This is a genomic window from Dokdonella fugitiva, assembly GCF_014138265.1.
Taxonomy (GTDB): domain Bacteria; phylum Pseudomonadota; class Gammaproteobacteria; order Xanthomonadales; family Rhodanobacteraceae; genus Dokdonella_A; species Dokdonella_A fugitiva_A.
This window is the reverse complement of sequence record NZ_JACGXL010000005.1, coordinates 17,071-40,155: the sequence shown is the minus strand read 5'-3', so window position 1 is coordinate 40,155 and position 23,085 is coordinate 17,071. Positions and strand designations below refer to the sequence as shown.

The window sequence follows — 23,085 nt, the reverse complement described above, 5'->3', positions numbered from 1 at the left end:
CGGAGCACACGGAGCACACGGAGGAAAAGCTTTCGAAATATGAAAAGCTCTCCTTGCCCTGCTTTCTCCGTGTGCTCCGTGTTTCAAGCTCTTTTCTCGATCTTTCTTTTCCCTCGTGTCCTTCGTGTCCTTCGTGTTTCAATCTTTCGATCTTTCCGCCCTCCCCACATCAGCGGATCGAAGCGAACACCAGCCACTGCCACAGCAGCAGGACCGCCATCGCGGCCATGACGCCCCAGGTGAGGGCGATGCCGGTGACGCGGCCGACGCCCTCGAACGCACGAATCGACATGCCGAGCGCGTGCAGCACGCGGCCGGCGAGCAGCACGCAGCCGCAGACGTGCAGCCACAGCGGTGCGGTCTGGTTCCATTCGAGCAGGCCGAGCAGGAGCAGCGCGAGCGGCAGGTTCTCGATCGCGTTCGCGTGCGCGCGGATGCGCAGGAACATGTCGTGGTCGCCGCCGTCGCCGGTGGAGATGCGCTTGCCGTGGCGGCCGAGCGACGTGCGCAGGGCCAGCACGAGCACGAGCAGGGTCGCGAGCGCGGCATAGATTCCGGTGATGTGCATGGTCGTCCCCTCGTGGCTGGGCAGCTACGGTACACGCGCGCGCCGCGCGCGTCACACCGGGCGACGACCGCCGTGTCGCGATCCTCGACCGATCAGCGCTTCGCCGCGCGCAGGCGTCCGTCCTGCTGCACGCCGCTCAGGCTGCGCGATCCGGCCGGGATGACGCGGTAGGCGACGCGCAGGTCGCCCGCGGCAGGATGCTTCGGATCGCCGGTGCAGAGCGCGCCGTCGCAGTCGCGGAACGTTGCCGCGAGATTCGGCGGCAGGCGCGCGGTCGATACCGGATAGGGCTGCGCCGCCGCGCCCGCGGCGGCGAGGCTCGCGTCGATCGCGTACGCACCGAGGCGCACCTCGCCCGCGGGAAACGATTCGGCCGAGAACGGGAACGGCGCATCGTTGCGATGGCCGGCGACCTCGCGGAACGCGTGCGAGTCGATCCGGTGCGGCGACCATTCGAGCGCGTAGCGGCATTGCGTGCCCGCGCACTGCTCCTGCCATTGCAGCATCTGCACGTCGCGCAGCAGCATGACCGCGTCGGCCTGGATCGCCAGCGCGCCGTCGCGTGCGGGGCGCGTCACGCGCAGCGGCCCGCTCAATTCGATCTCGCGTCCCTCGTTGCGCGCATCGACGCGCTCAAGGCTCGCCGGCCCCGGCTTGTCCGGCGCAGGCAGGGTCGGCATCGCGTGCGGATGGTGGCGCAGCCACCAGACGACGGCGGCGCCGGCCGCGAGCACGGCGACGAGGACGAGCAGCAGCGACGGCCTGCCGCCGGAACGACGCCCGCGCCGCGCCATCAGGCGGCCTCGCCGACGAGTTCGGCGACTTCGCCGCGCGTGCCGAAGCGCCCCTTCTCGTCGCGCGTCACGTGCGCGCAGGCGCAACCGACGTCGTGCGTGAAGAACAGGCGTACGTCGCGCGCGAGCTTGTCCTCGAGGAACGCGCGCTTCTCGTCGATGAGCAGTTCCGGATAGCGGTCGTAGCCCATCGTGATCGGCAGGTGTACCCACGGGCGCCCCGGGATCAGGTCGGCGCAGAACACGATGGCGCCGCTCGGCGTCGTGATCTCCGCGAGCATGAGGCCGGGCGTGTGGCCGTTCGAATAGCCGAAGCGCACCTGCATGCCGAGGGTCAGCGAATGCGTGCCCTGCACGCGCTCGAGGCGGCCCGACGCTTCGAGCAGCGGCTGCAGTTCGGCGATGAACGAGGCGCGGTCGCGCGGATGCGGATGCGTCGCGCGCTGCCAGCATTCCTCGCCGACGACGTAGGTCGCATTGGGGAACAGCAGGGTCGGCGCCTTGCCCGCCTCCCACGGCGCGAGCAGGCCGCCCGCGTGGTCGAAGTGCAGGTGCGAGACGACCACCGCGTCGATGTCCTCGTGCGAGAACCCGGCCGCGCGCAGCGAATCGAGCAGGACGTGGCGATCCTCGACCACGCCGAAGCGCTCGCGCATCTTCGGTTCGAAGAACGCGCCGATGCCGGTCTCGAACAGCACGGTCTTGCCGTTGAGCCCCTCGACGAGCAGCGCGCGGCAAGCGAGCGGGATGCGATTGTCGGCGTCGGGCGCGATCCAGTGCTCCCACATCGCGCGCGGCACGTTGCCGAACATCGCGCCGCCGTCGAGCTTCTGCGAGTTGCCGAGGATGGACCAGAGTTTCATTTCGAATGCCCGTGCGTGCGTTGGCGGCGATGCTTCTGTGGGAGCGGCGGAAGCCGCGATGCTTCTCGAGGGCCGAGGGCTGAGGGCTGAAGAGCATCGCGGCTTCCGCCGCTCCCACGGGAATACACGGCGCTCGGCCGCAGTCTATTTGACAATCCCTATTTGACAATCCCGCTGCCCGAGTCGCCACGCGGGTCGGAGCCCGCGTGCATCTCGCCGGTGTGGCGGTTCCAGCTCACGACGTTCATGAAGCCGAACGGCCACGTGCCCGCGGCGACGTTGACGGTGTGGCCCATCGCTTCGAGCGCGGCCTTCTCCGCGGGCGTGAACGCACCCACTTCCGCCTCGACCACGTCGGGCATGTACTGGTGGTGGTAGCGGCGCAGCGCGACGATCTTCTCCGGCGTCTCGCCCTCGACGAAGGCGAGGATGCCTTCGAGCACCATCGTGATGATGTAGCTGCCGCCGGGCGTGCCGATCACGCCGATGCGGTCCTTGCCGACGATGAAGCTCGGTGTCATCGACGACAGCGGGCGGCTGCCCGGCTTCGGCGCGTTGTTGTCGTTGCCGAGCAGGCCGTACGCGTTCGGCTTGCCGGCGACGAGTGCGAAGTCATCCATCTCGTTGTTGAGCACGAAGCCGGTGCCGGCGACGACGAACTTCGAACCGAGCGTCGTGTTGACCGTCTGCGTACCGGAGACGAGGTTGCCGTCGCGGTCGATGATCGAGAAATGCGAGGTATGCATGCTCTCCGGCGGCGCCATGTAGCCGGGCAGCATGTCGCTCGGCGTCGCCTTGTCCGGATGGATCGACGCGCGCAGCCCGGCCGCATAAAGCGGGTTGGTGAGTTCGGCGACCGGCATCTTCACGAAATCGGGGTCGCCGAGGTACTCGGCGCGATCGCGGTAGGCGCGGCGCATCGCTTCGACCGCGAGGTGCACGCGGTGCGTGCGATCGAGCTTGCCGAGGTCGTAGCCGCCGAGGATGTTGAGCATCTCGGCGAGCGCGATGCCGCCCGACGACGGCGGCGGCGCAGTGACGATGTGCCAGTCGCGGTACTCGAACGTGATCGGCGCGCGTTCCTTGACCTCGTATTTCGCGAGGTCGTCCTCGCTCCAGCGGCCGCCGGCGTCGCGCACGCCCGCGACGAGGCGCCGGGCGACGTCGCCGCGATAGAAGCCGTCGTCGCCGTCGCGCGCGATCGCTTCGAGCACGCGAGCGAGGTCGGGCAGGCGCAAGGTCCAGCCGTCCTTCGGCGGTGCGCCGTCGACGAGGTAGAGCGCGGCCGACGCCGGCCAGCGCATCAGCATGTCGCGCTGGCGCGCGATCGCGCGGATCGCGCGCGGATCGGGCTGGAAGCCGTCGCGCGCGATGCGGATCGCCGGCGCGAGCGACTTCGACAGCGGCAGCTTGCCGTACTCCTTCGCGAGCTTGACCAGCACCGCCGGCTCGCCCGGGATCGCCGCGGACAGCGGGCCGTTGAGCGCGTGGTCGCGATCGGGCTGGCCCTTCGCGTCGAGGTAGTCCTTCGGATCGACCGCGGTCGGCGCGGTCTCGCGCGCGTCGAGCATGACTTCCTTGCCGTCCGAGGCGCGCCGCAGCAGGAACAGGCCGCCGCCGCCGATGCCCGAACTCTGTGGTTCGACCACCGACAGCGTCGACGCGACCGCGACCGCGGCGTCGAACGCGTTGCCGCCCATCTCGAGCGCCTCGAATCCCGCCTGCGTCGCCAGCGTGTGCGCGCTCGCGATCGCCGCGTGGCTCGGCTTGTCCGCCGCCGACGCGCCGCTGCAGGCGAGAGCGACCAGCGCGGCGAGGACGACCTGCTTCCAACGACGGTTCATGGAGTGTTCCTCGCCCGGGGTTTCGGATTCTGCGTCATTCCCGCGGTCGCGGGCAAAGCGGCCGGCGCGTCGCACGACCGCACGCGCGCAGCGCGGTACGCGCACGGCGCGTGCCGCCGCATCGCGCGACATCGACACGATGCGGCGCGATCCGCCGCGATTCAACCCGTCAGGCGTTCGTATTTCGCGAGCAGCGCTTCACGCGACTCCGGGTGTTCCGGGTCGGAGATGATGCATTCGACCGGGCACACGATCACGCACTGCGGCTCGTCGTGGTGGCCGACGCATTCGGTGCACAGGTTCGGCGCGATCTCGTAGAACTCGCTGCCGAGGCTGATCGCCTTGTTCGGACAGACCGGCTCGCAGACGTCGCAGTTGACGCACTGGTCCGTGATCTTGAGTGACATGCGGGATGGTCGACGTGCGATCCGGGGCCGCGCGTGCGGCCCCGGGTCCGCGCGACGCTCTTACTTGGCTTCGACGAAGCGCACGTCCGCGCCGGTCGGATCGAGCGCGAGCTTGACCGCCGCGCCTTCGGCGGTCGCGCCGACGAAGAGCACCACGACGTCCTTGAACGAACCCGGCGTGGCGTCCTTGAACGCTTCGATGATGAGGCCCGAGGTCAGCTTCGAGTCCGGACCGCCGAACGCCATCATGTTGCCCGGCAGCACGCCGCGCGAGACGACCGTCTTGACGTTCTCGAGCTGGTTGTTGCGATCGGACTTCGACGCGTCGTCGTCGCCGCCCGGCACGAAGTACATGTACGGGTGATTGCTCTTGACGCCCTGCATGTTCGCGGTGACGACCGCGACCAGGTACTGCTTCCACGCGTTCTTGTCGGTCGGATTGGCCGGCATCGGCGGGATCGCGGGCTTCTGCTCGGCGGCCGGGACCGCGGCCTGCTCGCCCGAGCTGCACGCACCGAGCGACAGCGTCGCGGCGACGGCGAGGGCTACGATCGGAAGGATCTTGCGCATGGTGGAATCACCTCTTGGTTGTCGAACTGAGATAGCGCGTGCGCAGCGCCTGTTGCACGACCGGATGGACGAATCCGGAAACATCGCCGCCGAGGCGCGCGATCTCGCGCACCAGCGAGGACGAGATGAAACTGTATTGCTCCGCGGGCGTGAGGAACAGCGTTTCCGCGGCGGGAATCAGGTGCCGGTTCATGCTCGCGAGCTGGAATTCGTACTCGAAGTCCGACACCGCGCGCAGGCCGCGCAGGATCACGCCCGCACCGATCTCCTCGACGAAATCGGCGAGCAGCGAGGAAAACCCGCGCACCTCGACGTTGGCGAGGCCGCCGAGCGCGGTGCGCGCGAGGTCGATGCGCATCGCGAGGTCGAACGCCGGGCCCTTGGTCGAGCTGTCGGCGACCGCGACGATGAGGCGGTCGAACAGCGGCGCCGCGCGGCTGGCGAGGTCGATATGGCCGTTCGTGATCGGATCGAACGTGCCCGGATACACCGCGATGCGCGCGCGCTGCTGCGTGGTAGGCATGGGCCGTCCCTGCGAAATGGCCGCTAGCTTAGCGGAACCGCCCCGGAGCGGCGATAGAGTGCGTAGCGCACCGCGCCGGCGAAACCCTCGCGGTGCGGCGCCCATGCCGGCGGCAGTTCCAGGCGCGCCTCGCGCGGCGATTCGACGTAGGCGAAGCCGCCGTCGGCGAGCCAGCCGCGGCTTTCCAGCAGCGCCGCCGCGCCCTGCCAGAGGTTCGCGTCGAACGGCGGATCGAGGAAGACGAGGTCGAACGGCCGCGCCGGCCCGGCGAGCCAGCCGGCCGCGTCCGCGTTGGCGACCTCGGCGCCGGGCACGCGCAGCCGCGCGAGGTTGTCGGCGAGCGCGCGGGCGAGTTCGCGGTCGCGCTCGACGAACGTGCAGGCGTCGGCGCCGCGCGAGAGTGCTTCGATGCCGAGCGCGCCGGTGCCCGCGTAGAGGTCGAGGCAGCGCATCCCCGGCAGGTACGGCATGAGCCAGTTGAACAGCGTCTCGCGCACGCGGTCGGGTGTCGGCCGCAGGCCTTCGCGCTCGGGCACGGCGAGGCGCGAGCCGCGCAGGCGACCGGCGACGATGCGCACGGCACCGGCGGATTTCGAGGGGGGATTGCGCATCGGCACGGTGTCGTCGACGCCCGGGTGTTAGCATTGTCGATCCGCATTTTCGCCCAATTCACCCGCGATGCTGAAGTTCTGGAAGAAGAAGCCGCCGGCCGCGGACCAGGCCACGCCGCCGGTGCCTGCGTCGGTGGCCGCCGATGCGGCTGCGACGGCGCCCGCGCCGCCGCTCGACGAGGCCGCGATCGATGCGATCGCCGGCGGCGGGACGGACATCGCCGGAGCCGACGCATACGCCGACGACGCTGGCGGTGCGCTCAGCGACGGCGACCCCGCCGACGCAGCCGCCGCGGCCGACGAAGACGAAGCGCCGGCGCGGCGCAGCTGGCGCGACCGCCTCGCCGGCAGCGGCTTCGCGCGCGGGCTCGCCTCGATCTTCAAGCGCCATCCGCTGCTCGACGACGCGTTCCTCGACGAACTCGAGACCTGCCTGCTCACCGCCGACGTCGGCGTCGCGACGACGACCGACCTCATGGACGACCTGCGCCGCCGCGTCGGCAAGCGCGAGTTCGCCGACGCGGGCGCGCTGCTCGATGCGCTGCGCGCCGACCTCGTCGCGCGCCTCAAGCCGGTCGAGCAGCCGCTCGACGTCGGCGCCGGCGGGCGCAAGCCGTTCGTGATCCTCACCGTCGGCGTCAACGGCGTCGGCAAGACGACCACGATCGGCAAGCTCGCGCATCGCTACAAGAACGAATACCGCAGCGTGCTGCTCGCCGCGGGCGACACCTTCCGCGCGGCGGCGGTCGAGCAGTTGCAGACCTGGGGCACGCGCAACGCGGTCAGCGTGATCGCGCAGGGCTCGGGTGCCGACTCGGCCAGCGTGATCTTCGATGCGCTGCAGACCGCGCGCTCGCGCGGCACCGAAGTGCTGATCGCCGACACCGCGGGCCGCCTGCACACGCAGGCCGGCCTCATGGACGAGCTCGCGAAGATCCGTCGCGTGCTCGGCAAGATCGATCCCGAGGCGCCGCACGAAGTGCTGCTCGTCATCGACGGCACCACCGGGCAGAACGCGATCAACCAGGTGCGCACGTTCCGCGAAGCGATCGGCGTGACGGGCCTGGTCGTGACCAAGCTCGACGGCACCGCGAAGGGCGGCGTCGTGTTCGCGCTCGCGCGCGAGTTCGGCCTGCCGATCCGCTACGTCGGCCTCGGCGAGCGCGCGGCGGACCTGCGCGTGTTCGAGGCGAACGCGTTCGTCGACGGCCTGCTGCCCGCTTCGCTCGGCGGCCATGGCTGAGGCGTCGCCGGCGCGACCGCCGCGCCGCCGGCGCGGGTGGCTGCGCCTCCTGCTCGCCCTGCTCGTGCTCGGCGCGGCCGGCGCATTCCTCGTGCACCGCTACACGCGACCGCAGCGCATCACCGCGCTGCTGGTCGAGCGCGTGCGCAGCGACCTGGGCGCGGAACTGCGGCTCGGCGGCGAAGGCGGCTACGCGTTCCTGCCCGGCCTGCGCGCGGTGCTGCCACGACCCGAACTCGTCGCCGGCGGCACGCGCGTGCTGCACGCGGATGCGCTGCGCGCGGCGCTGCCGTGGCGCAGCCTGTGGTCGCCGCAGCTCGAGATCGAACGCGTCGAACTCGTGCGACCCGTGCTCGACCTCGATGCGCTGCACGCATGGCTCGCCGCGCTTCCGCCGTCGCAGGCACCGCTGCCCGACGTGCGCTTCGCACTGCACGTCGAGGACGGTCGCGTGCTGCGCGCGGGGCAGCCGATCGCCGAAGGCGTGACGATCGACCTGGCCAACCGCGCGGATCTCGTCGCGTGGCTGCGCGGCTGGGATCCGTCCGGCAGCGAACTCGTGCCGCCGGTCGCCGGCAGCGTGCACGTCGACGCCATGCAGGTCGGCGAGACGCGCATCGAAGGCATCCAGGTCGAGGTGCGCGACGAGCCCGCACCGGCGTCGCGATGAGCGATACGTTCGCCGACGCGCTGCTCGCCTGGTACGACCGCCACGGCCGCCGCGACCTGCCCTGGCAGCATCCGCGCACGCCGTACCGCGTCTGGCTCAGCGAGATCATGCTGCAGCAGACGCAGGTGCGCACGGTGATCCCGTACTTCGAGCGCTTCGTCGCCGCGCTGCCCGACCTCGCCGCGCTCGCCGCGGCGGGCGAGGATCGCGTGCTCGCGCTGTGGTCCGGCCTCGGCTACTACAGCCGCGCGCGCAACCTGCATCGCACCGCGCAGCTGTGCATCGAACACCACGGCGGCGAGCTGCCGCGCGACGTCGACGCGCTCGCCGCCCTGCCCGGCATCGGCCGCTCCACCGCGGCGGCGATCCTCGCGCAGGCGCTCGGTGCGCGCCATGCGATCCTCGACGGCAACGTCAAGCGCGTGCTCGCGCGATGGCACGGCGTGTCCGGCTGGCCGGGCTCGACCGCGACCCAGCGCATCCTGTGGACGCACGCGGACGAACACACGCCGGCGACGCGCGTCGCCGACTACACGCAGGCGATCATGGATCTCGGTGCGACCGTCTGCACGCGCAGCCGGCCGCGCTGCGCGGACTGCCCGGTCGCCGACGGCTGCGTCGCGCGCCGCGACCATCTCACTGCAGTGCTGCCGCAGCCGAAGCCGCCACGCGACGTGCCGACGCGTCGCACGACCATGCTCGTCGTGCGCGACGCGGACGGCCGCGTGCTGCTCGAACGCAGGCCGCCGACCGGCGTGTGGGCGCGCCTGTGGAGCCTGCCCGAGGTCGACGACGCCGGCGACGCCGCCGCGCGCCTGCTCGAGCGCCACGGCGTGAGCGCGCCGACGTCGCGCGCGCTCGCGCCGTTCGTGCACACGTTCAGCCACTATCGACTCGACGTCACGCCCTTGCTGTTCGACGATGCGCGCGCGACGCGCGTCGCCGACGCCGACGCGCGCTGGCACGCCGCGAGCGACTACGACGCGCTCGGCCTGCCCGCGCCGGTGCGCAAACTGCTCATGCAACTGGAGGAATCACGATGACGCGCACCGTGCACTGCGTGAAACTCGACCGCGACGCCGAAGGCCTCGCCTTCGCGCCGTGGCCGGGCGAACTCGGCAAGCGCATCTACGAGCACGTATCGAAGGAAGCCTGGGCCGCGTGGCTCGCGCACCAGACGATGCTCATCAACGAGAACCGCCTCAACCCGCTCGAGCCGAAGACGCGCGCATTCATCGCTGCTGAGATGGAGAAGTATTTCTTCGGCGACGGATCGGACAAGCCCGTGGGGTACGTCGCGCCCGACGCGTGACGCGGGTGACGGCGGCCGCGGAAACCTCGCTCGTCGCCGCGTGCGGCGCACGATCACGGCGACCAGCGCTCGGGAAGCGCCGACGGCGTGCCTACCTCGTCATCGCCTCGGCTTCGTGCTGCCGCTGCATCGCGGCGAGGCCGATCCATTCGCGCCCCGCGAGCAGCCGGTAGCCCGGCAGGCGCGCGCGCTCGAGACCGCTGATCAGCGCCGAAGCGCGGCGGATCGCGCGCCATTCACCGGAACCGAAGTCGAGCAGCGCTTCGAACCAGCAATAGCCGCGCGGGGCATCGGCGGCGCGGACCAGCTTGCACGTGCTCGTGCGATCGACGTCGTCGTCGAACTGCACGACGAACGCGTCCACCGCGACCGCGGCATCCGATTCGACTTCGAACACCGCCACCGCCTGCCAGCCGCCGTCCGGATTCGTCGAGAGCTTCATGGGCGATCCGACGGGCGACGACGATGCAGGACATGCGTGGCACTGCGGGGTTCGGCGCGCCAGCGGTCGACGCTGCGAGGCGCGTAGAAATCCCCCGACGCGAGGTCGTTGAAGCCGCCGTTCGCGAACCGTCCGTTCAGCATGCGACGGTCGTCGCACGGAGCGAAGTAGACCATCGTGCCCGTGCGCGGGAGGCGGTCCTCGGCGAAGTTCCAGATCAATGCATGTACGTCCATGCTCAGTTCCTCCGGCTGCGGTAGTGCGTGCACGATTTCCAGCGCGGCCGTCGTGCTCCGGCCTTCGAAAGGCGCGAACCCGAGAGCACGCGGAAGTCGCGCAACAGGCCGCGATCCGCCGCGGAATCGAGCGCGATCAGGACCGAAGCGGTCGAGTGGAACGCGTTCTCGAGGTGGTTCTCGTCGGCATAGATGTCGAACCAGTCCGCGTTCGCGGGTGAATCCTGCGATCGATGGATCTCGGCGCCGATGCAGGTCGATTCGGAGAGCAGCAGCAGTCGGATGTCGTCGGCCGGCGCGGACGTTTCGAATGTCGCGAAGCAGCGCATGCGGCGCTGTTGGGAAGCTTGCATGTCCATACGGTCCTATCTCGTGGAACTTGCGAGATCAGGCGCAAGGTGGCGATGCCACCAGGGAACAGTCAGGTCGATGCGACCAGGGCGCGAACTGCGCGTGGATCAACCGGCGTTCGCTGCGTTCCGCGGCAGGAAAGAGCGGGAGGGAGGCGTGCATCATAGCACGCGCGGACCCCTTCCCCGGCTTGGGAGTACAGTGATCGATGCCGATGCTCGGCATGAAGGAATTCCGTTCATGAACCGCGAGAAGCAGCACCGCTACGTGAGCCTGTGCGGACCCGTGCTTCCGTTCGCCAGCGATCCCGCGCTCGCACAGGCGATCGCGATCGCCGAGAACGAGGGCTGGCCCGTGCGCCGTCTCGTACCGGTCCCCGCCCCGCGTCCGTACGAAAGGCCGGCGGGCAAGGTTCGTCTCGCCCGTTGAGTGCGTGACGCGATCCGTGGATGCGCCCGACATGTTCATCGGGCGATGATCCACGGGGTTGCGCTCGACCTCGCGCGAGCTCGCCGCGCGAAGCGGCCGCAACCTTCCTCGAGCCGTTCCCGTCCGTCGATGCGGCGCTCGCATCGGCGCGTCCATGCGCGCCGTGCGTTCGAGCACGTATCGGCTGCATGCACGCAGGCCTGACCCTGGACCTTCGCACGAAAAACTTCGGGCGTTCCATCAAGAAGATCGACCGCTGCACCACGCGGGTGCAGCGTTGATCCAACGGGTTCGAGCGTTGCATGGTCGACGTCCACGCGCGCAACCCATTCGTTCGACGTTGCAAGGTTCCACTCCGACGCATCGAAGCTTTTTGCTGCGACGTCGCACGCCGGACATGCGCGCGTCCATGCTCGGCGTGCACGCGTCGATCTTTTTCGTGCATCGGTGCACGCGGACGATGCATGCGTCGAGGGCGAACCTTGGAATAGTCGATGCTCCCCGTTCGACGGTTCCATCTTTTTCGTGCGTGAGTCGAAGTTTTTGCTTCGCTGCTGCACCGCGCTGGTGCAACGGTTCAAGCCTGGCGTGCAGCATTCCAACCGAACCATGCAACGGTCGAACCCACGGCTTCGCGAGTGCAAGGTCACGCTGCACGCGTGACGCGGCCGCGTCGTCGGTCGCACGCCGATCGACCGCTTTCGGCGGGGCCCGTTGACACACTTCCATAATTCTGGAATTATCGATTCATGGATGCCGATCACGCCGTCACCGCCCTTGGAGCGCTCAGCCATGCCTCGCGACTGGCCGCGTACCGCAGCCTCGTGCAGGCCGGGGAGGACGGGCTGTCGGTCGGCGAACTGCGCGACCAGCTGGAGCTTCCACCCGCGACGCTCACCGCGCACCTCAACGTGCTGCGCGCGGCCGGGCTCGTCAGCGACGAGCGCCAGGGTCGCGTGATCCGCGTCCGCGCCGACTACGCTCGGATGAACGCCCTGCTCGCCTACCTCACCGAAAACTGCTGCGCCGGCGATGCCTGCACGCCCGAGCGCGGCTGCGCACCGAAACCCACGCGGAGAAGCAAGCCATGAAACGTTTCCATGTACACGTGAACGTCACCGACCTCGACGCCAGCATCGCGTTCTACTCGAAGCTGTTCGCGACCACGCCGGCCGTGGTGAAGCCCGACTATGCGAAATGGATGCTCGAGGACCCGCGCATCAACTTCGCGATCTCGCGTCGCGACCGCGTCGCCGGCGTCGATCACCTCGGCCTGCAGGCCGAATCCGCCGACGAACTCGCCGAGATCGGCGCGCGCCTCGCCGCGGCCGACGCGATCAAGCTCGCCGAAACCGGCACGACCTGCTGCTACGCGCGCTCGGACAAATACTGGTCCGAGGATCCGCAGGGCCTGCGCTGGGAAACGTTCCAGACGCACGGCGAAGCAACCACCTACTTCGCACCGACCGACGACGCGGCGTGCCGCGGACCGGCGCCGGTCGTGAAGGAAACCAAGGCAGCCTGCTGCGGCCCCGCCTCGACGTCGCGCTGCGGTTGATTGCCATGCGCAACGTACTGTTCCTCTGCACCGGCAATTCCGCGCGCAGCATCCTCGCCGAAGCCCTGCTCGGCACGCTCGGCCAGGGGCGCTTCGCCGCGTACAGCGCGGGCAGCCAGCCCGCGGGGCGCGTGCAGCCGATCGCCGCGGAGCTCGCGATGGAACTCGGCTATCCGGCCGATCGCCTGCGCAGCAAGAGCTGGGACGAATTCGCGACACCCGGCGCACCCACGATCGATTTCGTGATCACCGTGTGCGACAACGCGGCCGCCGAGACCTGCCCGATCTGGCCGGGTCATCCCGCGTCCGCGCACTGGGGCGTGCCCGATCCCGCGGCGGTCGAAGGCGACGACGAAACCAAGCGCCGCGCGTACCTCGCCGCGATGACGACGCTGCGGCGACGCGTCGAACTGCTGCTCGCGTTGCCGCTCGACAAGCTCGATCGCCTGTCGACGCAGGCACGGCTGCACGAGATCGGCAAGACGCCATGACGCAGCCCGCGATCCGTCCCGCACTCGCAGTCGACCGCGCGGCGATCGTCGCGCTGCTCGACGCCGCCCGGCTGCCGACTGCCGATCTCGAGCAGAGCCCGATCGAGTTCCTCGTCGCCGACGACGCGGACGCGCTCGTCGGCGTCGTCGGCATCGAACGCCACGGCGACAGCGGCCTGCTGCGCTCGCTCGTCGTGCAGCCCGCGATGAAAGGCAGCGGCCTCGGCACGCAGCTCGTGCGCGCGCTCGAAGCACGCGCTCGCGCGGCGGGCGTCGTGCGCCTCGTGCTGCTCACGCAGACCGCCGCGCCGTTCTTCGCGCGCCTCGGCTACGCGACGATCGATCGCGACGACGCGCCGTCCGCGGTGCGCGACAGCGCGGAGTTCCGCTCGATCTGCCCCGCGTCCGCCACCTGCATGGCCGTCGCGCTGTGACGCGCCTGCGCGGTCGCCTCGTCGCGGAATTCGTCGCGACCGCCGTGCTGCTCTGCGCGGTGATCGGCTCCGGCATCATGGGCGAGCGCCTCGCCGGCGGCAACGCGGCGATCGCGCTGCTCGCGAATACCGGCGCGACGATCGCGATCCTCTACGTGCTCATCGAGATCGCCGGCCCGATCAGCGGCGCGCACATGAACCCGCTCGTGACGGCCGCACTCGCCGTGCGCGGACATCACGAACGACGCGAGATCGCGCCGTACCTCATTGCACAAGCCGCCGGTGCCACCGCGGGCGCCTGGCTCGCCAACGCGATGTTCGACCTGCGCGTGCTGCAGTGGTCGGCCCACGCGCGCACCGGCTTGGGCCTCTGGCTCGGCGAAGCCGTCGCGACCGCCGGCCTGCTGCTCGTCGTGCTGCGCGCACCGAAGGAGAAAGTCGCCGCGCTCGTCGCCGCCTACATCGGCGCGGCGTACTGGTTCACCTCGTCGACGTCGTTCGCCAACCCTGCTGCCACGTTCGGGCGCATGTTCAGCGATTCGTTCGCGGGGATCGCGCCGCAGAGCGTGCCGATGTTCGTCGTGGCGGAGGTGTTCGGTGCGGGGGTTGCGGTGTGGGCGGCGCGCAAGACGGCATTGTAGGTAATCTGACCCGGTTAGTCCCGCACGTTCGTGCCGCCCATACAGTTGTGCATGCGCCCTACTATGGGCTCGATCACCGCGCTGACGCGATCCACCCACTGAAACATTTCCGCCTGCGTCCCGATTGGTCGATCGACGAGCACGCGATACATCGTCAAGTCGTCATGCTTCGGGCAAGAAGCATCGTCATCGCGAGGTTCGAGGTCGACCTCCACGAGTCCCGCCTCGACGAGGGCCCGATTCGCATCGACAAGGCGCGCCGCGTCGAACGCGATGATGCCAGCCAAAACCTTTTCTATATTGCCCATCGAAGCCCCTGAGCGGCGCGCCGCGCGTGTTCGCCTCCACCAGTTTGCTCTGCCTCCGCATGCGCCACAAGATTCATTCGTATACGCCGCCTCAGGTGCGCCCGGTAACCCCCTCGTGCCCCATCGATACCACACGCCGTCTATGCTGCGCCGATGCAGGCGGCGCCACAATCTGAGCAGACTAAGTGCGCGCGTCGCTTACGGCGGCTCGCGGCCAGCGCCGCCTCGCGCAAGTTGAATAAAGCATATATATCAGCAGGGTAGGTAACTCGCCTAGGCCGGCGTCAATTAATTGCGCAATGCAAATGTCAATGCTATAGTCACTTCAGTACATACCATCCGAAAAGCGAGGGACGTGATGCGCAGCAATGTGAGTCACTTGCAGCCGCGGGCCGTCCGGCCTGCCCCGGAGCCGCTCGCCCTCTATTTGCGCGCCGGTCGCAATGACCACTTGGCGCTCATGAATCTGATCGCAGCCGGAGACACCGGTTGTTTCGGCGTAGTGTTCGACGCCGCTCAAGAGGACAGGCACAAGGAACTCAAGGAGCAAGTGCTCGCAAATCGGCTCGACACCATTCTCGATACCAAGGCCATGCAGCTCGCATTGCCGGGTGGCTATACCAAGAACTTGGCAAAGCTTCCTTGGGCAGACAAGGAGCGCATGCATCTGCCTGGCGACTTTCAAGGCATGACAGGGCGCCGACTGATCGCCGCGATCGGAGATCACACCTTGCAACACGGCTACACGGAAGTATTGGCGCCGACGCATTTGCTGCGTGCGTTCGATGACCCATGGCTGGCGATTGACGTAGATTCCACACGTCGGCTGCGCGAATACCTCGATCAGAACAACGGGCGTCACATTCCGCTTATTTACCCGCTCGCAATCAGCTACGAGATTCTTAGAACGTCACACATGCGAGCACATGTGATCAACGCGCTGATCAATATCAAAGCCGATGCCATTTGGCTGAAGATTGATGGCCTTCAGGGGGCTCATGCGACCCCCACTGCGGTCAAGAACTTCATCGCTGGCGCGGCTGATTTCCACCAGCTCGGCCGCAAGCTGGTTGCCGATTGCATTGGCGGCAAGGTCGGTTTGGCGCTGATGGCGTTTGGTGCTGTAGGTGGCATTGCACATGGCATCGGTGTGTTCGAGAAGTTCGACTCCGGCCACCTACGTAGTACCAGTAATTCGACGCCGTTCACGCCGACTATGCCGGTATACATACCCGGCATTGACGCCATGTTGAGCTCGAAGGAAGCAGAGCTACTGCTTAACGCAAGCCCTCAGGCGAAGGCGGCGTTCGCATGCCGCGATACGCATTGCTGCAAACGCGGGGTCAAGGACATGTTGATGGATCCGAAGCGGCACTACTTGGTGCAGCGCATGCAGGAAGTTGCTGAGCTGGGTCAGTTTCCCGAAGCGATCCGCGCACATCAATTTCTCGACAAGAACTTGCGTCCAGCGACGGACAAGGCCCTGCAGGCGGCCTCGCAGTCCGTGGGCGATGAAAAACTGAGCACCAAATTACAGGCCAACCGCAAACGCTTGGACAACTTGCGCGTAGCACTCGGCAAGCTGTTGGAAAAGGCACCGCCGCGTTCGTATGCAGTAATTCCCGAAACCAGGGTGGTCCGCGAAAGTCGTGGCGGTCGTTGATTTATTCCAATTGGAGGCGTTTTGAACGCAAGAACCCATCATGAGTAACGCTATCGCACGGAAACTGGATTCGATCCAGACAAAAAGTGCCATGCGTTCCGTAGACGTGGCAAACCTATTGGGCGCTAGGCCGGAAACGGTATCTCGCTGGAATCAAGGGAAAGCATTCCCGCGACCTGATGCGCAAAAAAATCTGCTCGCCTTGGAGTACATCGTGGACGAGCTTTCGGACATCTACGAGCCTAAAGAAGCTCGGCTATGGCTGTTCTCTCGGCAGAAGTTGTTAGGCGGGAACAGTCCTGCCGACCTGATTCAAGAGGGCAAGGCTGATGCCGTTATTGACGTAATCGAGAGGCTCAAGGCAGGCGTTTTTGTTTAACGCGTGAGAGGGCGGAAGCTTGATTCACGACCTAGAGTTGCTCGACAAGCTGGCTGCATTCAAGACCGAACCTTTCGAGGGGCAGGTCTACCGAGCCACACGAATGAACCTAGACCCGACGGCCTACTCTGCGTGGGGCGGTCGATGGGCACCGAAGGACGACTATCCGGCTCTCTATACGAGCCTGGAACCGGACGGAGCAATCGCGGAGGTCGCTCACCATTGGAGCTTGATGAATCCACGGCCGTCGAAGCCCGTCGTCCTGCACACGTTGAGGGTGTCTGCGACTCAGACGCTGAAATTGATTCGCGCCGACTTGAAAGTGCTGGGCGTTGACCTCGATCGCTTTGGCGAGTTGGACTACACCCATACACAAGAAATCGGATCTGCTGTCGCATTTCTAGATAACGATGGACTCATCGTTCCATCGGCGCGCTGGAACTGCGACAACTTGATCCTATTTGAGAACGGCGCCTTAAAGGCGCAGCTTGACCTTGTCGGTGAGCCGCGCCAAGTGAATTGGCAGGAATGGTGCAAGGCGAACAATCGATGGGAGCTGCCGTCCGACATCGATTCCTGAAAAGGCCACACTTGCGCTAGTTGCGCGAAATGTCGCCTTCGAGTGCTCGGCAAATTGCCAAAAACCGGACCAGAGCACCTTACGAACCACGGTGTGGGAAGCCGTACTCCTAGCGACCAGCTGCCCGGACATGGCATAGCTAACGCGTACACGCGGCCGGCGCGAGAGCATCCTGCCAAAGAGACGCTAAGGGAATGCAATGGTGGCCGGGGACGGAATCGAACCGCCGACACGGGGATTTTCAATCCCCTGCTCTACCAACTGAGCTACCCGGCCAGGATGTCTTGCATGCGTGCGGTCCGAACGGACTGCAGCGGGGCCGCGTATTAAAGCCGCACGCGGGGGCGACGTCAAGGGTTGGTACGAGGGTCGCGGACGCGGGAGCCGTGACGCCGCCTTGCAGGGAGAGCATCGCGGCTTCCGCCGCTCCACAGGTTCACGCTGCCGCTGTGCCGCGCCGTGCGCGGAGCGCGGGTTTTGCGGGGATTTTTGCGGGGATGGTCGCGGACGGGTTCCGGGCGGCGCGCTACGCTGCGGCGTCGCCCCGGGAAGGAGAGAGCCCATGCGCGCCGCCGTAGTCCTGCTGTCCCTGTGCCTGCCGTCGGTCGCGTTCGCGGCGGCGCCGTTCATCGCCGCGCCGGTCCCGGTCGGGTCGCTCGTGGTGCCGCTCTGCCCGACCGAGGCGGTGACGCCGGGGGCGGCGCACCTCGTCACGTTCGGACTGCCGTTCCCGCGCGGGTCGGTCACGGGTGCGCAGCTCGCGAACGTGCGCGTGCTGTCCGGCGCGAGCGAAGTGCCGGCGTTCGTCGAACAGCTGACGCCGTGGCGCCATCGCACCAATGCGGCGCTCGACGGCACGTCGGTACGCGTCGCGCGCATCCAGATCGAGCACGCGTTCACCGGCAGCGCGTGCGAGAACGTGAGCGTGAGCTGGGGCGGCGTGCCGCGCACGCAGAACCGTCCGGCACTCGTGCCGCCGCGCACTGCGTGGCACACGGTCGCGAGCGGCAGCTTCGTCGCGGCCGACGGCGTGCAGGAGCCCGATGTCTACGCGGTGCTGCCGAAGGACTGGCTCGCCAGGGGCGTGCTCAAGGGCGTGCAGGACGTGCCGTTCGACGCGAGCGTCGCGCCCGCGCGCGACGACCCGGCGACGATGGACGCGACCGAGCACTGGCCCGGCTACGTCGAGGCCGACCACGCGCAGAAGAACAACTTCTTCTCGGTCATCAACGAGGACGACGCCGGCGTCGCCGCGGCGAACCAGTGCCCGTACAAGACCGACTACGAGCCGTGGCTGTACGACCGCAGCGCGACGATGTATGCGCTGTACTTCCGCAGCGGCTTGCTCAAGGCGCTGCGTGAAGCGGTGCGCGCGTCGGACTTCTACGCCGACCACATCGACGCGAACGGCTGGTTCACGCTCAAGGGCGAGGACACCAAGTACGTCTACCCGGAGAACCTCGCCTACACCGCGTGGCTCACCGGCGACACGACGCAGCTCGCGCACGTGCCGGCGATGCTCGCCGCGCACGATACGTTCCCCGACGTCTGGGTGACCAACCCCGACCGCTTCTGGACCGAGCGCCACGCCGCGTTCAAGCTGCTCGCGAACGCGATCGCGTGGGAACTCGACGGCGGCAGCGCGCAGCGCGCGAAGGTCGATGCCGAGATCGCCGAACTCGTGCGCCACCAGGACGGCGCGGACGGCCAGATCCCGCACCCGCCCGCCTACGTCGACGGCGGCCTCTACCACCTCGGCACGCAGCACGACTACGACTGGAACGAGACGTCCTACGGCGCGTCGAGCTGGATGAGCGTGCTGCTCGTCGACGCCGCGCTGCGCGCGTACGCGACCGCGGAGGATACGCCGACCGCGCAGCTGATCCGCCGCCTCGGCACCTTCCTGCGCGCGTCGGTGGTGATCACGCCGGAACACAGCTACGACACCTACGAGGACGCGCTGCCGCTGCCGCGCTACGCGATGCTCAGCGACGGCAGCGACGGCCAGCGCAACTACGAGGACATCGAGCATGCGCTCGACGTCGCGGCGGGCTTGGCCTGGGCCGGCTACTTCGCCGACCTCACCGGCCTGCCCGATCCCACGCTGCGCGACACGGCAGCCGAGCTCTACTACAGCTACGACATCGGCGTGAACTACTGGATCCGCCCGGCCGGCCCGGCATCGGGGCTCACCGCGTACCGCGTCGCGCCGTGGCGCAAATGGGGTTGGGAACAGCGCGTCGCCGTCGGCTTCGTGTGGGCGATGCGCGCGGAAGGCGACGTGATTTTCGCGAACGGGTACGACGCGTAGGTCGCGCCCCGGCGCGGCATGCGACGAGCTCAGTGCTCCGCTGCATCGACGGGCGCCGCTCCCGGCGCGGTGGTGGCCGCCGCTGCTGACGCCGTAGCCACCGGTGCATCGCACACGCCGCTCGGCGCCGCGCCGCGCAGTTCGTACCACTCGCCGCGCCGATGGTCGACGTGGCACAAGGTGTAGCGCGTGCCGACGAGGCGCTGGATGCCGTCGCCGCCGTGGGTCCAGATGTAACGCGTGTCGTTGCCGAGGTAGATGTAGGCGGGGCGTTCGCGTTCGAGCAGCGCGGCGGCATCACGCCATTGCGCGGCGAGCATGTAGCCGGAGCCGTTGACCGCGCCGATCGCCGCGCGCCCCGCGTAGAGGAACATGCGCGGGTCGCCGAGGTTGGCGATGCGACCGGGCAGCGCGCCCGCGCGCGCGAGGAAGCCGCGGCCTTCGACCATCGCGTCGAGGCGCTGTTCGACGCGCATCTGGTAGGCGACGCGGTCGACCAGCGGCGACGGGCCGGAGTACCAGTAGCGCTGCATCTTGTGCAGCATCGACACGCCGATGCAGAGCACGGCGAGCGCGGCGAGCGCGGCCGGCAGCGCCCAGCGGCCGCCGCGCAAGCGCATCGCCCACGCCGCGAACATCTCGAGACCGCCGACCGCGTAGAGGCCGATCGGCACGAAGAACAGGTTGAAGTGGTACTGCCACCACGACAGCACCTGCGCGAGCACGGCGACGACGCCGACGACGAGCCAGGCGAACAGCAGCCAGCCGAGCCGGCTGCGGCGCACGACGAGTTCGCGCCACGCCCCGAACGCCGCGAACGGAACCAGGAAACGCTCGCCGCTGAAGAACCACGCGAGCGAACGCTGCAGCATCGACGACGGCTGCCAGTCGTATTCGCCGAGCGCGAGGTGCGGATAGGTGAACGCGACCCACAAGGTCCCGTCGAGGATGCCGGCCTGCCACAGGTACGCGAACAGCAGGGCCGCCGCGACCACGCCACCCGCGAGCGCGGGCAACGCACCGCGCAGCACGACGTCGGCGAAGCGCAGGCGTTGCGCGGTCCACGCGTGCAGCAGCGCGACGCCGATGAGCGCCGCGGGGATCGCGCCGAGGATCACCTTGAACGCGACCACCGCGACGACGAGCGCACCCGCGAGCGCGAAGCGCCACGCATGTCGCGCGAGCGCGGGCGTCGCGTCGACGAGCAGCCACGCGACGAGCGCGATCGGCAGCACGACGACGATCTCGACCTGGCTCAGGTGGATCGGGTCGGCCTTCGCCCAGTACGGGCCGAGGCAGGCGACCGGCGCGAGGCCGACCAGCAGCGGGCGCGCGGCGACGTGCGGCGCGAGGCGCAGCAGCACGAGGCAGACGACGAGCATCCAGCCGAGGTCGAACAGGTGGATGCCGACTTCGTCGAACCCGAACAGCGAGCCGGCCGCTTCGTAGTACCAGTAGATGCCGGGTTGCTTGAGGTCCCAGAAGTCGGCGTAGATGCGCGCGCCGTGCGCGAGTTCGCGTGCGCCGAACGTGAACAGGCCCTGGTCGTCGTCGAACGGATACCAGAGGTGGAGCAGCGCGAGCACGGCGACGAGCGCGAGGCCCGCGATCGCGCAGAGCCGCGTGCGCGCCTGCACGTCGAAACCATCGGACACCGTGCGCATCCACGCCCTCCCGCGGATCCGGACTCGAACGCCCTGCCGCGCTCGCCGGCGCGGTCCGCGCGCATCATGCGCCCGCGCGCGGTGCGCGGCAACGGCACCGACGAGTCGCACACCCCTTCGTTCGCGTTGAGCGAAGCTCGCGTAGCGAGCGCAGTCGAAACGCCACCGTGAGCCCCCTTCGACTCCGCGCCTGCAGCGCTGCGCTCAGGGCGAACGGAATGGGTTGTGGCGCGGCGCTCAGGGCGAACGGGGTGGGTGGTGGCGCTGCGCTCGGGGCGAACGGAATGGGCGCGGCACTACGCTCAGGGCTGCGCGCCCGACGGCGGCCGCTTTCCGCTGCGCGTCCATTCGACGAGGCTGTCGAATGCCTTGCCGATCTGCGCCGGCGTGAACACGCAGTGGCCTTCGTGCTTCACGTACTGCTGCACGAAGTTGTCCGCGTGGCCCGCGCGCTGCACGGCGAGCGCGTACTCGAACGCGCTCGACGCGATCACGAGCGGATCGCGCGTGTCGTGCAGCGCGAGCAGGGGCTTGCCGAGCTTGCCGCTCGGCGTGTACCAGCGCGCCATGTACGCGGCCGCCCGTGGATCGGCGCGGTAGCGCTTGACGCCGTCGTTGAGCGCGTCGTCGTCGGCGGAACCGGTGTAGACGAGGTCGGCGTTGCCGAACGGGTTGCCGTGCGTGCGCTGCTGCATCTCCTTCACGTCGTAGGTGATCGCGGCGATCACGCCGGGCAGGTTGTTCATGTCGCCGGCGCCGTAGATCGCACGCAGCGATGCGGCGGCCTTCGGGTTCGCGCGCATCGCGGCGGCCGCGCGGCGCGCGGTCGCGTCGTCGGCGACGTAGCCGGCGGGCACCGGCACGAGTTCGCCGAATACGCCCGGGAAGTAGTAGTCGAACGCGGCGCGCACGGCGAAGTCGCGCTGCATCATGCGGTCCGACGGCTCGATCGCGCCGCACAGCGAGAGGCCGCCGTCGTACACCTCGGGGTTCGTCTCGAGCGCGTGCACGGTGAGCGTCCCGCCCATCGACATGCCCATCGCGAACGTGTGCGCGGGCGCGCCGTGTTTGGCGACGAACCACTTGCGCAGTCGCTCGCTGTCCGCACTGCCCTGCTCGATCGCCCAGCCCGGTTGCGTGTAGCCGGACTGGATCACTGCGTAGCCTTCGCGCAGCATCGGATCGAACATCGGCGAGAGGCGATCGTCCTTGCCGTACTCGATCGGCTCGTCCGAGTAGCCGTGGAAGAACACGACGAGTCCGCCGCCCTTCTTCCAGTCGGCCGGGATGTCGGCGCGGTACGAGGCGCCCTCGAGCGTGCCGGTTTCGGTCGTCGCCGGCGCCGCCTGCGCGCCGACGGCGACGACCAGCAGGGAGAGGACGAGCGTCGGCAGGCTGCGCATGGGCGTGATCCGTGGGTGGACGCGAAGGGACGCGGGGCCGGGCTCAGTCGTCGCCGATGCGCTGGCGCAGCGCGTCGAAGGCGTCGCGCAGCGCGGCGAGTTCGGCTTCGAGGCGCTCGACGCGCTCGGCGAGATCCGTGCGCGACGAGGACGACGAAGACGAAGACGACGGGCTCGACGACGCGGCGAGCTGCTCGACGTCGACCGCGCCCGAGAGCAGGTGCATGTAGCGATCCTCGCGCTGTCCGTGCGCGCGCGGCACGCGCACGACGAGCGCGGGCTCGCGCTGGACCAGGCGATCGACCGTGTCGCGCACGTCGTCGATGCTCGGGAATTCGGCGAGCCGATCGGTGCGCGCGTGCAGTTCGGCGAGCGTCTGCGGCCCGCGCAGCAGCATCACGCAGAGCACGGCGCGCTGGCGTGCGGTCGTGCCCCAATGCGCGTCGAAGCGGTGCTCGTAGCGCAGCGCGCGCTGCGACGACGGCGCCACCTTGACCAGGCCGCGGCCTTCGAGCGCGCGCAGCGCATGGGCGACCGTGCCCGGCTCGAGCTGCATGACCGGTTCGCGACTGGTCTTCTGGTTGCAGGCGACGAGGATCGCGTTCTCCGTGAGCGGATACGCTTCGGGGGTCGTCGCCGCCTTCTCGACGAGGCAGCCGATGATGCGCGCCTCGATCGGATCGAGTTCGATGGTCGCTGGGCGCGCGTTCGGCGCGTCGTTCTCTTCCACGGGCGCCTCGGCGGTCGGTTGCTTCCGTCGAGTCTAACAGGATGGCGCGGCTGCCCCTGC

29 protein-coding genes and 1 tRNA gene are annotated in these 23,085 nt (G+C 68.6%); 14 read left to right on the top strand and 16 right to left on the bottom strand.

The features are described from left to right. Nucleotides 1–169 precede the first annotated feature (169 nt). From FHW12_RS14710 to rsmD, 8 genes are all read right to left on the bottom strand, one after another. Nucleotides 170–568: an MAPEG family protein gene (locus FHW12_RS14710; RefSeq protein ID WP_182531803.1), complete on the bottom strand. Its 399-nt coding sequence runs from the start codon at nucleotides 566–568 to the stop codon at nucleotides 170–172. A 92-nt stretch (nucleotides 569–660) separates the two neighbouring features. Further along, the gene (locus tag FHW12_RS14705) at nucleotides 661–1,362 is read right to left on the bottom strand and encodes a TMEM43 family protein (RefSeq protein WP_182531802.1); all 702 of its coding nucleotides are present in this window, start codon (nucleotides 1,360–1,362) and stop codon (nucleotides 661–663) included. Beyond that, complete coding sequence (locus FHW12_RS14700; RefSeq protein ID WP_182531801.1) at nucleotides 1,362–2,225, bottom strand: MBL fold metallo-hydrolase; 864 nt, start codon at nucleotides 2,223–2,225, stop codon at nucleotides 1,362–1,364. Before FHW12_RS14700 ends, FHW12_RS14705 begins: the two co-directional genes overlap by 1 nt. 158 nt (nucleotides 2,226–2,383) lie before the next feature. Continuing rightward, nucleotides 2,384–4,069, bottom strand: a complete 1,686-nt coding sequence (gene ggt, locus FHW12_RS14695; RefSeq protein ID WP_220484481.1) for a gamma-glutamyltransferase — start codon at nucleotides 4,067–4,069, stop codon at nucleotides 2,384–2,386. A 161-nt stretch (nucleotides 4,070–4,230) separates the two neighbouring features. Next, entirely contained in the window at nucleotides 4,231–4,476 is a 246-nt protein-coding gene (locus tag FHW12_RS14690; protein WP_182531800.1) for a YfhL family 4Fe-4S dicluster ferredoxin, read from the bottom strand. A 60-nt stretch (nucleotides 4,477–4,536) separates the two neighbouring features. Then, complete coding sequence (locus FHW12_RS14685) at nucleotides 4,537–5,046, bottom strand: hypothetical protein (protein ID WP_182531799.1); 510 nt, start codon at nucleotides 5,044–5,046, stop codon at nucleotides 4,537–4,539. Nucleotides 5,047–5,053: 7 nt separating this feature from the next. Continuing rightward, entirely contained in the window at nucleotides 5,054–5,569 is a 516-nt protein-coding gene (coaD, locus tag FHW12_RS14680) for a pantetheine-phosphate adenylyltransferase (protein ID WP_182531798.1), read from the bottom strand. Between the two features lie 23 nt (nucleotides 5,570–5,592). After that, nucleotides 5,593–6,180 (bottom strand): 16S rRNA (guanine(966)-N(2))-methyltransferase RsmD, encoded by a 588-nt coding sequence (gene rsmD, locus FHW12_RS14675; RefSeq protein ID WP_182531797.1) that lies wholly within the window; start codon nucleotides 6,178–6,180, stop codon nucleotides 5,593–5,595. Nucleotides 6,181–6,247: 67 nt separating this feature from the next. Between rsmD and ftsY the strand changes: the two genes are divergently transcribed. Genes ftsY through FHW12_RS14655 form a run of 4 tightly spaced genes read left to right on the top strand, consistent with a single transcriptional unit; the run spans nucleotide 6,248 to nucleotide 9,405 of the window. Next, a complete protein-coding gene (ftsY, locus tag FHW12_RS14670; protein WP_182531796.1) occupies nucleotides 6,248–7,423 on the top strand; it encodes a signal recognition particle-docking protein FtsY in 1,176 nt (391 codons plus the stop codon). Next, nucleotides 7,416–8,093, top strand: coding sequence for a hypothetical protein (locus tag FHW12_RS14665; protein ID WP_182531795.1), 678 nt, complete (start codon nucleotides 7,416–7,418; stop codon nucleotides 8,091–8,093). Before ftsY ends, FHW12_RS14665 begins: the two co-directional genes overlap by 8 nt. Next, nucleotides 8,090–9,136 carry an A/G-specific adenine glycosylase gene (gene mutY / locus FHW12_RS14660; protein ID WP_182531794.1) on the top strand — a complete coding sequence of 349 codons (1,047 nt, stop codon included), beginning with the start codon at nucleotides 8,090–8,092 and terminating at the stop codon, nucleotides 9,134–9,136. Before FHW12_RS14665 ends, mutY begins: the two co-directional genes overlap by 4 nt. Beyond that, complete coding sequence (locus tag FHW12_RS14655; protein WP_182531793.1) at nucleotides 9,133–9,405, top strand: oxidative damage protection protein; 273 nt, start codon at nucleotides 9,133–9,135, stop codon at nucleotides 9,403–9,405. Before mutY ends, FHW12_RS14655 begins: the two co-directional genes overlap by 4 nt. A 91-nt stretch (nucleotides 9,406–9,496) precedes the next feature. On the opposite strand, the gene FHW12_RS14650 is transcribed toward FHW12_RS14655, so the two are convergent. Genes FHW12_RS14650 through FHW12_RS14640 form a run of 3 tightly spaced genes read right to left on the bottom strand, consistent with a single transcriptional unit; the run spans nucleotide 9,497 to nucleotide 10,436 of the window. Continuing rightward, nucleotides 9,497–9,847, bottom strand: coding sequence for a hypothetical protein (locus tag FHW12_RS14650; RefSeq protein WP_182531792.1), 351 nt, complete (start codon nucleotides 9,845–9,847; stop codon nucleotides 9,497–9,499). Next, on the bottom strand, nucleotides 9,844–10,083 hold the full coding sequence (locus FHW12_RS14645) for a hypothetical protein (RefSeq protein WP_182531791.1): 240 nt from the start codon (nucleotides 10,081–10,083) through the stop codon (nucleotides 9,844–9,846). The genes FHW12_RS14650 and FHW12_RS14645 overlap by 4 nt, the downstream gene beginning before the upstream one ends. A 2-nt stretch (nucleotides 10,084–10,085) precedes the next feature. After that, nucleotides 10,086–10,436, bottom strand: coding sequence for a hypothetical protein (locus tag FHW12_RS14640; protein ID WP_182531790.1), 351 nt, complete (start codon nucleotides 10,434–10,436; stop codon nucleotides 10,086–10,088). 238 nt (nucleotides 10,437–10,674) lie between these two features. Between FHW12_RS14640 and FHW12_RS14635 the strand changes: the two genes are divergently transcribed. From FHW12_RS14635 to FHW12_RS14610, 6 genes are all read left to right on the top strand, one after another. Further along, nucleotides 10,675–10,863: a hypothetical protein gene (locus tag FHW12_RS14635; protein ID WP_182531789.1), complete on the top strand. Its 189-nt coding sequence runs from the start codon at nucleotides 10,675–10,677 to the stop codon at nucleotides 10,861–10,863. Nucleotides 10,864–11,612: 749 nt separating this feature from the next. After that, complete coding sequence (locus FHW12_RS14630) at nucleotides 11,613–11,954, top strand: ArsR/SmtB family transcription factor (protein WP_182531788.1); 342 nt, start codon at nucleotides 11,613–11,615, stop codon at nucleotides 11,952–11,954. Further along, nucleotides 11,951–12,421: an ArsI/CadI family heavy metal resistance metalloenzyme gene (locus tag FHW12_RS14625; RefSeq protein WP_182531787.1), complete on the top strand. Its 471-nt coding sequence runs from the start codon at nucleotides 11,951–11,953 to the stop codon at nucleotides 12,419–12,421. The genes FHW12_RS14630 and FHW12_RS14625 overlap by 4 nt, the downstream gene beginning before the upstream one ends. A 5-nt stretch (nucleotides 12,422–12,426) precedes the next feature. Further along, a complete protein-coding gene (locus tag FHW12_RS14620; RefSeq protein WP_182531786.1) occupies nucleotides 12,427–12,912 on the top strand; it encodes an arsenate reductase ArsC in 486 nt (161 codons plus the stop codon). Further along, a complete protein-coding gene (gene arsN2, locus FHW12_RS14615; protein WP_182531785.1) occupies nucleotides 12,909–13,346 on the top strand; it encodes an arsenic resistance N-acetyltransferase ArsN2 in 438 nt (145 codons plus the stop codon). Before FHW12_RS14620 ends, arsN2 begins: the two co-directional genes overlap by 4 nt. Beyond that, nucleotides 13,343–13,987, top strand: coding sequence for an aquaporin (locus tag FHW12_RS14610; protein WP_182531784.1), 645 nt, complete (start codon nucleotides 13,343–13,345; stop codon nucleotides 13,985–13,987). The genes arsN2 and FHW12_RS14610 overlap by 4 nt, the downstream gene beginning before the upstream one ends. 14 nt (nucleotides 13,988–14,001) lie before the next feature. On the opposite strand, the gene FHW12_RS14605 is transcribed toward FHW12_RS14610, so the two are convergent. After that, nucleotides 14,002–14,295: a hypothetical protein gene (locus tag FHW12_RS14605; RefSeq protein WP_182531783.1), complete on the bottom strand. Its 294-nt coding sequence runs from the start codon at nucleotides 14,293–14,295 to the stop codon at nucleotides 14,002–14,004. 358 nt (nucleotides 14,296–14,653) lie between these two features. Here FHW12_RS14605 and FHW12_RS14600 point away from each other — a divergent pair, with 358 nt between their 5' ends. Genes FHW12_RS14600 through FHW12_RS14590 form a run of 3 tightly spaced genes read left to right on the top strand, consistent with a single transcriptional unit; the run spans nucleotide 14,654 to nucleotide 16,917 of the window. Beyond that, the gene (locus FHW12_RS14600; RefSeq protein ID WP_182531782.1) at nucleotides 14,654–15,958 is read left to right on the top strand and encodes a hypothetical protein; all 1,305 of its coding nucleotides are present in this window, start codon (nucleotides 14,654–14,656) and stop codon (nucleotides 15,956–15,958) included. Between the two features lie 40 nt (nucleotides 15,959–15,998). Then, entirely contained in the window at nucleotides 15,999–16,337 is a 339-nt protein-coding gene (locus tag FHW12_RS14595; protein WP_182531781.1) for an antitoxin Xre/MbcA/ParS toxin-binding domain-containing protein, read from the top strand. Between the two features lie 37 nt (nucleotides 16,338–16,374). Then, the gene (locus tag FHW12_RS14590; protein ID WP_182531780.1) at nucleotides 16,375–16,917 is read left to right on the top strand and encodes an RES family NAD+ phosphorylase; all 543 of its coding nucleotides are present in this window, start codon (nucleotides 16,375–16,377) and stop codon (nucleotides 16,915–16,917) included. A 200-nt stretch (nucleotides 16,918–17,117) separates the two neighbouring features. Here FHW12_RS14590 and FHW12_RS14585 read toward each other — a convergent pair. Then, nucleotides 17,118–17,193, bottom strand: a tRNA-Phe gene (locus tag FHW12_RS14585). Between the two features lie 286 nt (nucleotides 17,194–17,479). On the opposite strand from FHW12_RS14585, the gene FHW12_RS14580 reads away from it, so the two are divergent. Beyond that, nucleotides 17,480–19,228 carry a hypothetical protein gene (locus FHW12_RS14580; protein ID WP_182531779.1) on the top strand — a complete coding sequence of 583 codons (1,749 nt, stop codon included), beginning with the start codon at nucleotides 17,480–17,482 and terminating at the stop codon, nucleotides 19,226–19,228. Between the two features lie 29 nt (nucleotides 19,229–19,257). Here the strand turns inward: FHW12_RS14580 and FHW12_RS14575 are convergent, their stop codons facing one another. The 3 genes from FHW12_RS14575 to FHW12_RS14565 all read right to left on the bottom strand — a co-directional run bounded on the left by FHW12_RS14575 (nucleotide 19,258) and on the right by FHW12_RS14565 (nucleotide 23,025). Continuing rightward, complete coding sequence (locus tag FHW12_RS14575) at nucleotides 19,258–20,892, bottom strand: hypothetical protein (protein ID WP_182531778.1); 1,635 nt, start codon at nucleotides 20,890–20,892, stop codon at nucleotides 19,258–19,260. A 302-nt stretch (nucleotides 20,893–21,194) separates the two neighbouring features. Then, nucleotides 21,195–22,295, bottom strand: a complete 1,101-nt coding sequence (locus tag FHW12_RS14570; RefSeq protein WP_182531777.1) for an alpha/beta hydrolase family protein — start codon at nucleotides 22,293–22,295, stop codon at nucleotides 21,195–21,197. Between the two features lie 43 nt (nucleotides 22,296–22,338). Next, entirely contained in the window at nucleotides 22,339–23,025 is a 687-nt protein-coding gene (locus FHW12_RS14565) for a YceH family protein (protein ID WP_182531776.1), read from the bottom strand. Between the last annotated feature and the right edge of the window lie 60 nt (nucleotides 23,026–23,085).

Bases quoted from the DNA above. Each gene is read 5' to 3' on its own strand.
- FHW12_RS14710 (WP_182531803.1), bottom strand. From the start codon at position 568: ATGCACATCACCGGAATCTATGCCGCGCTCGCGACCCTGCTCGTGCTC.
- FHW12_RS14705 (WP_182531802.1), bottom strand. From the start codon at position 1,362: ATGGCGCGGCGCGGGCGTCGTTCCGGCGGCAGGCCGTCGCTGCTGCTC.
- FHW12_RS14700 (WP_182531801.1), bottom strand. From the start codon at position 2,225: ATGAAACTCTGGTCCATCCTCGGCAACTCGCAGAAGCTCGACGGCGGC.
- ggt (WP_220484481.1), bottom strand. From the start codon at position 4,069: ATGAACCGTCGTTGGAAGCAGGTCGTCCTCGCCGCGCTGGTCGCTCTC.
- FHW12_RS14690 (WP_182531800.1), bottom strand. From the start codon at position 4,476: ATGTCACTCAAGATCACGGACCAGTGCGTCAACTGCGACGTCTGCGAG.
- FHW12_RS14685 (WP_182531799.1), bottom strand. From the start codon at position 5,046: ATGCGCAAGATCCTTCCGATCGTAGCCCTCGCCGTCGCCGCGACGCTG.
- coaD (WP_182531798.1), bottom strand. From the start codon at position 5,569: ATGCCTACCACGCAGCAGCGCGCGCGCATCGCGGTGTATCCGGGCACG.
- rsmD (WP_182531797.1), bottom strand. From the start codon at position 6,180: ATGCGCAATCCCCCCTCGAAATCCGCCGGTGCCGTGCGCATCGTCGCC.
- ftsY (WP_182531796.1), top strand. From the start codon at position 6,248: ATGCTGAAGTTCTGGAAGAAGAAGCCGCCGGCCGCGGACCAGGCCACG.
- FHW12_RS14665 (WP_182531795.1), top strand. From the start codon at position 7,416: ATGGCTGAGGCGTCGCCGGCGCGACCGCCGCGCCGCCGGCGCGGGTGG.
- mutY (WP_182531794.1), top strand. From the start codon at position 8,090: ATGAGCGATACGTTCGCCGACGCGCTGCTCGCCTGGTACGACCGCCAC.
- FHW12_RS14655 (WP_182531793.1), top strand. From the start codon at position 9,133: ATGACGCGCACCGTGCACTGCGTGAAACTCGACCGCGACGCCGAAGGC.
- FHW12_RS14650 (WP_182531792.1), bottom strand. From the start codon at position 9,847: ATGAAGCTCTCGACGAATCCGGACGGCGGCTGGCAGGCGGTGGCGGTG.
- FHW12_RS14645 (WP_182531791.1), bottom strand. From the start codon at position 10,083: ATGGACGTACATGCATTGATCTGGAACTTCGCCGAGGACCGCCTCCCG.
- FHW12_RS14640 (WP_182531790.1), bottom strand. From the start codon at position 10,436: ATGCAAGCTTCCCAACAGCGCCGCATGCGCTGCTTCGCGACATTCGAA.
- FHW12_RS14635 (WP_182531789.1), top strand. From the start codon at position 10,675: ATGAACCGCGAGAAGCAGCACCGCTACGTGAGCCTGTGCGGACCCGTG.
- FHW12_RS14630 (WP_182531788.1), top strand. From the start codon at position 11,613: ATGGATGCCGATCACGCCGTCACCGCCCTTGGAGCGCTCAGCCATGCC.
- FHW12_RS14625 (WP_182531787.1), top strand. From the start codon at position 11,951: ATGAAACGTTTCCATGTACACGTGAACGTCACCGACCTCGACGCCAGC.
- FHW12_RS14620 (WP_182531786.1), top strand. From the start codon at position 12,427: ATGCGCAACGTACTGTTCCTCTGCACCGGCAATTCCGCGCGCAGCATC.
- arsN2 (WP_182531785.1), top strand. From the start codon at position 12,909: ATGACGCAGCCCGCGATCCGTCCCGCACTCGCAGTCGACCGCGCGGCG.
- FHW12_RS14605 (WP_182531783.1), bottom strand. From the start codon at position 14,295: ATGGGCAATATAGAAAAGGTTTTGGCTGGCATCATCGCGTTCGACGCG.
- FHW12_RS14600 (WP_182531782.1), top strand. From the start codon at position 14,654: ATGCGCAGCAATGTGAGTCACTTGCAGCCGCGGGCCGTCCGGCCTGCC.
- FHW12_RS14595 (WP_182531781.1), top strand. From the start codon at position 15,999: ATGAGTAACGCTATCGCACGGAAACTGGATTCGATCCAGACAAAAAGT.
- FHW12_RS14580 (WP_182531779.1), top strand. From the start codon at position 17,480: ATGCGCGCCGCCGTAGTCCTGCTGTCCCTGTGCCTGCCGTCGGTCGCG.
- FHW12_RS14575 (WP_182531778.1), bottom strand. From the start codon at position 20,892: ATGCGCACGGTGTCCGATGGTTTCGACGTGCAGGCGCGCACGCGGCTC.
- FHW12_RS14570 (WP_182531777.1), bottom strand. From the start codon at position 22,295: ATGCGCAGCCTGCCGACGCTCGTCCTCTCCCTGCTGGTCGTCGCCGTC.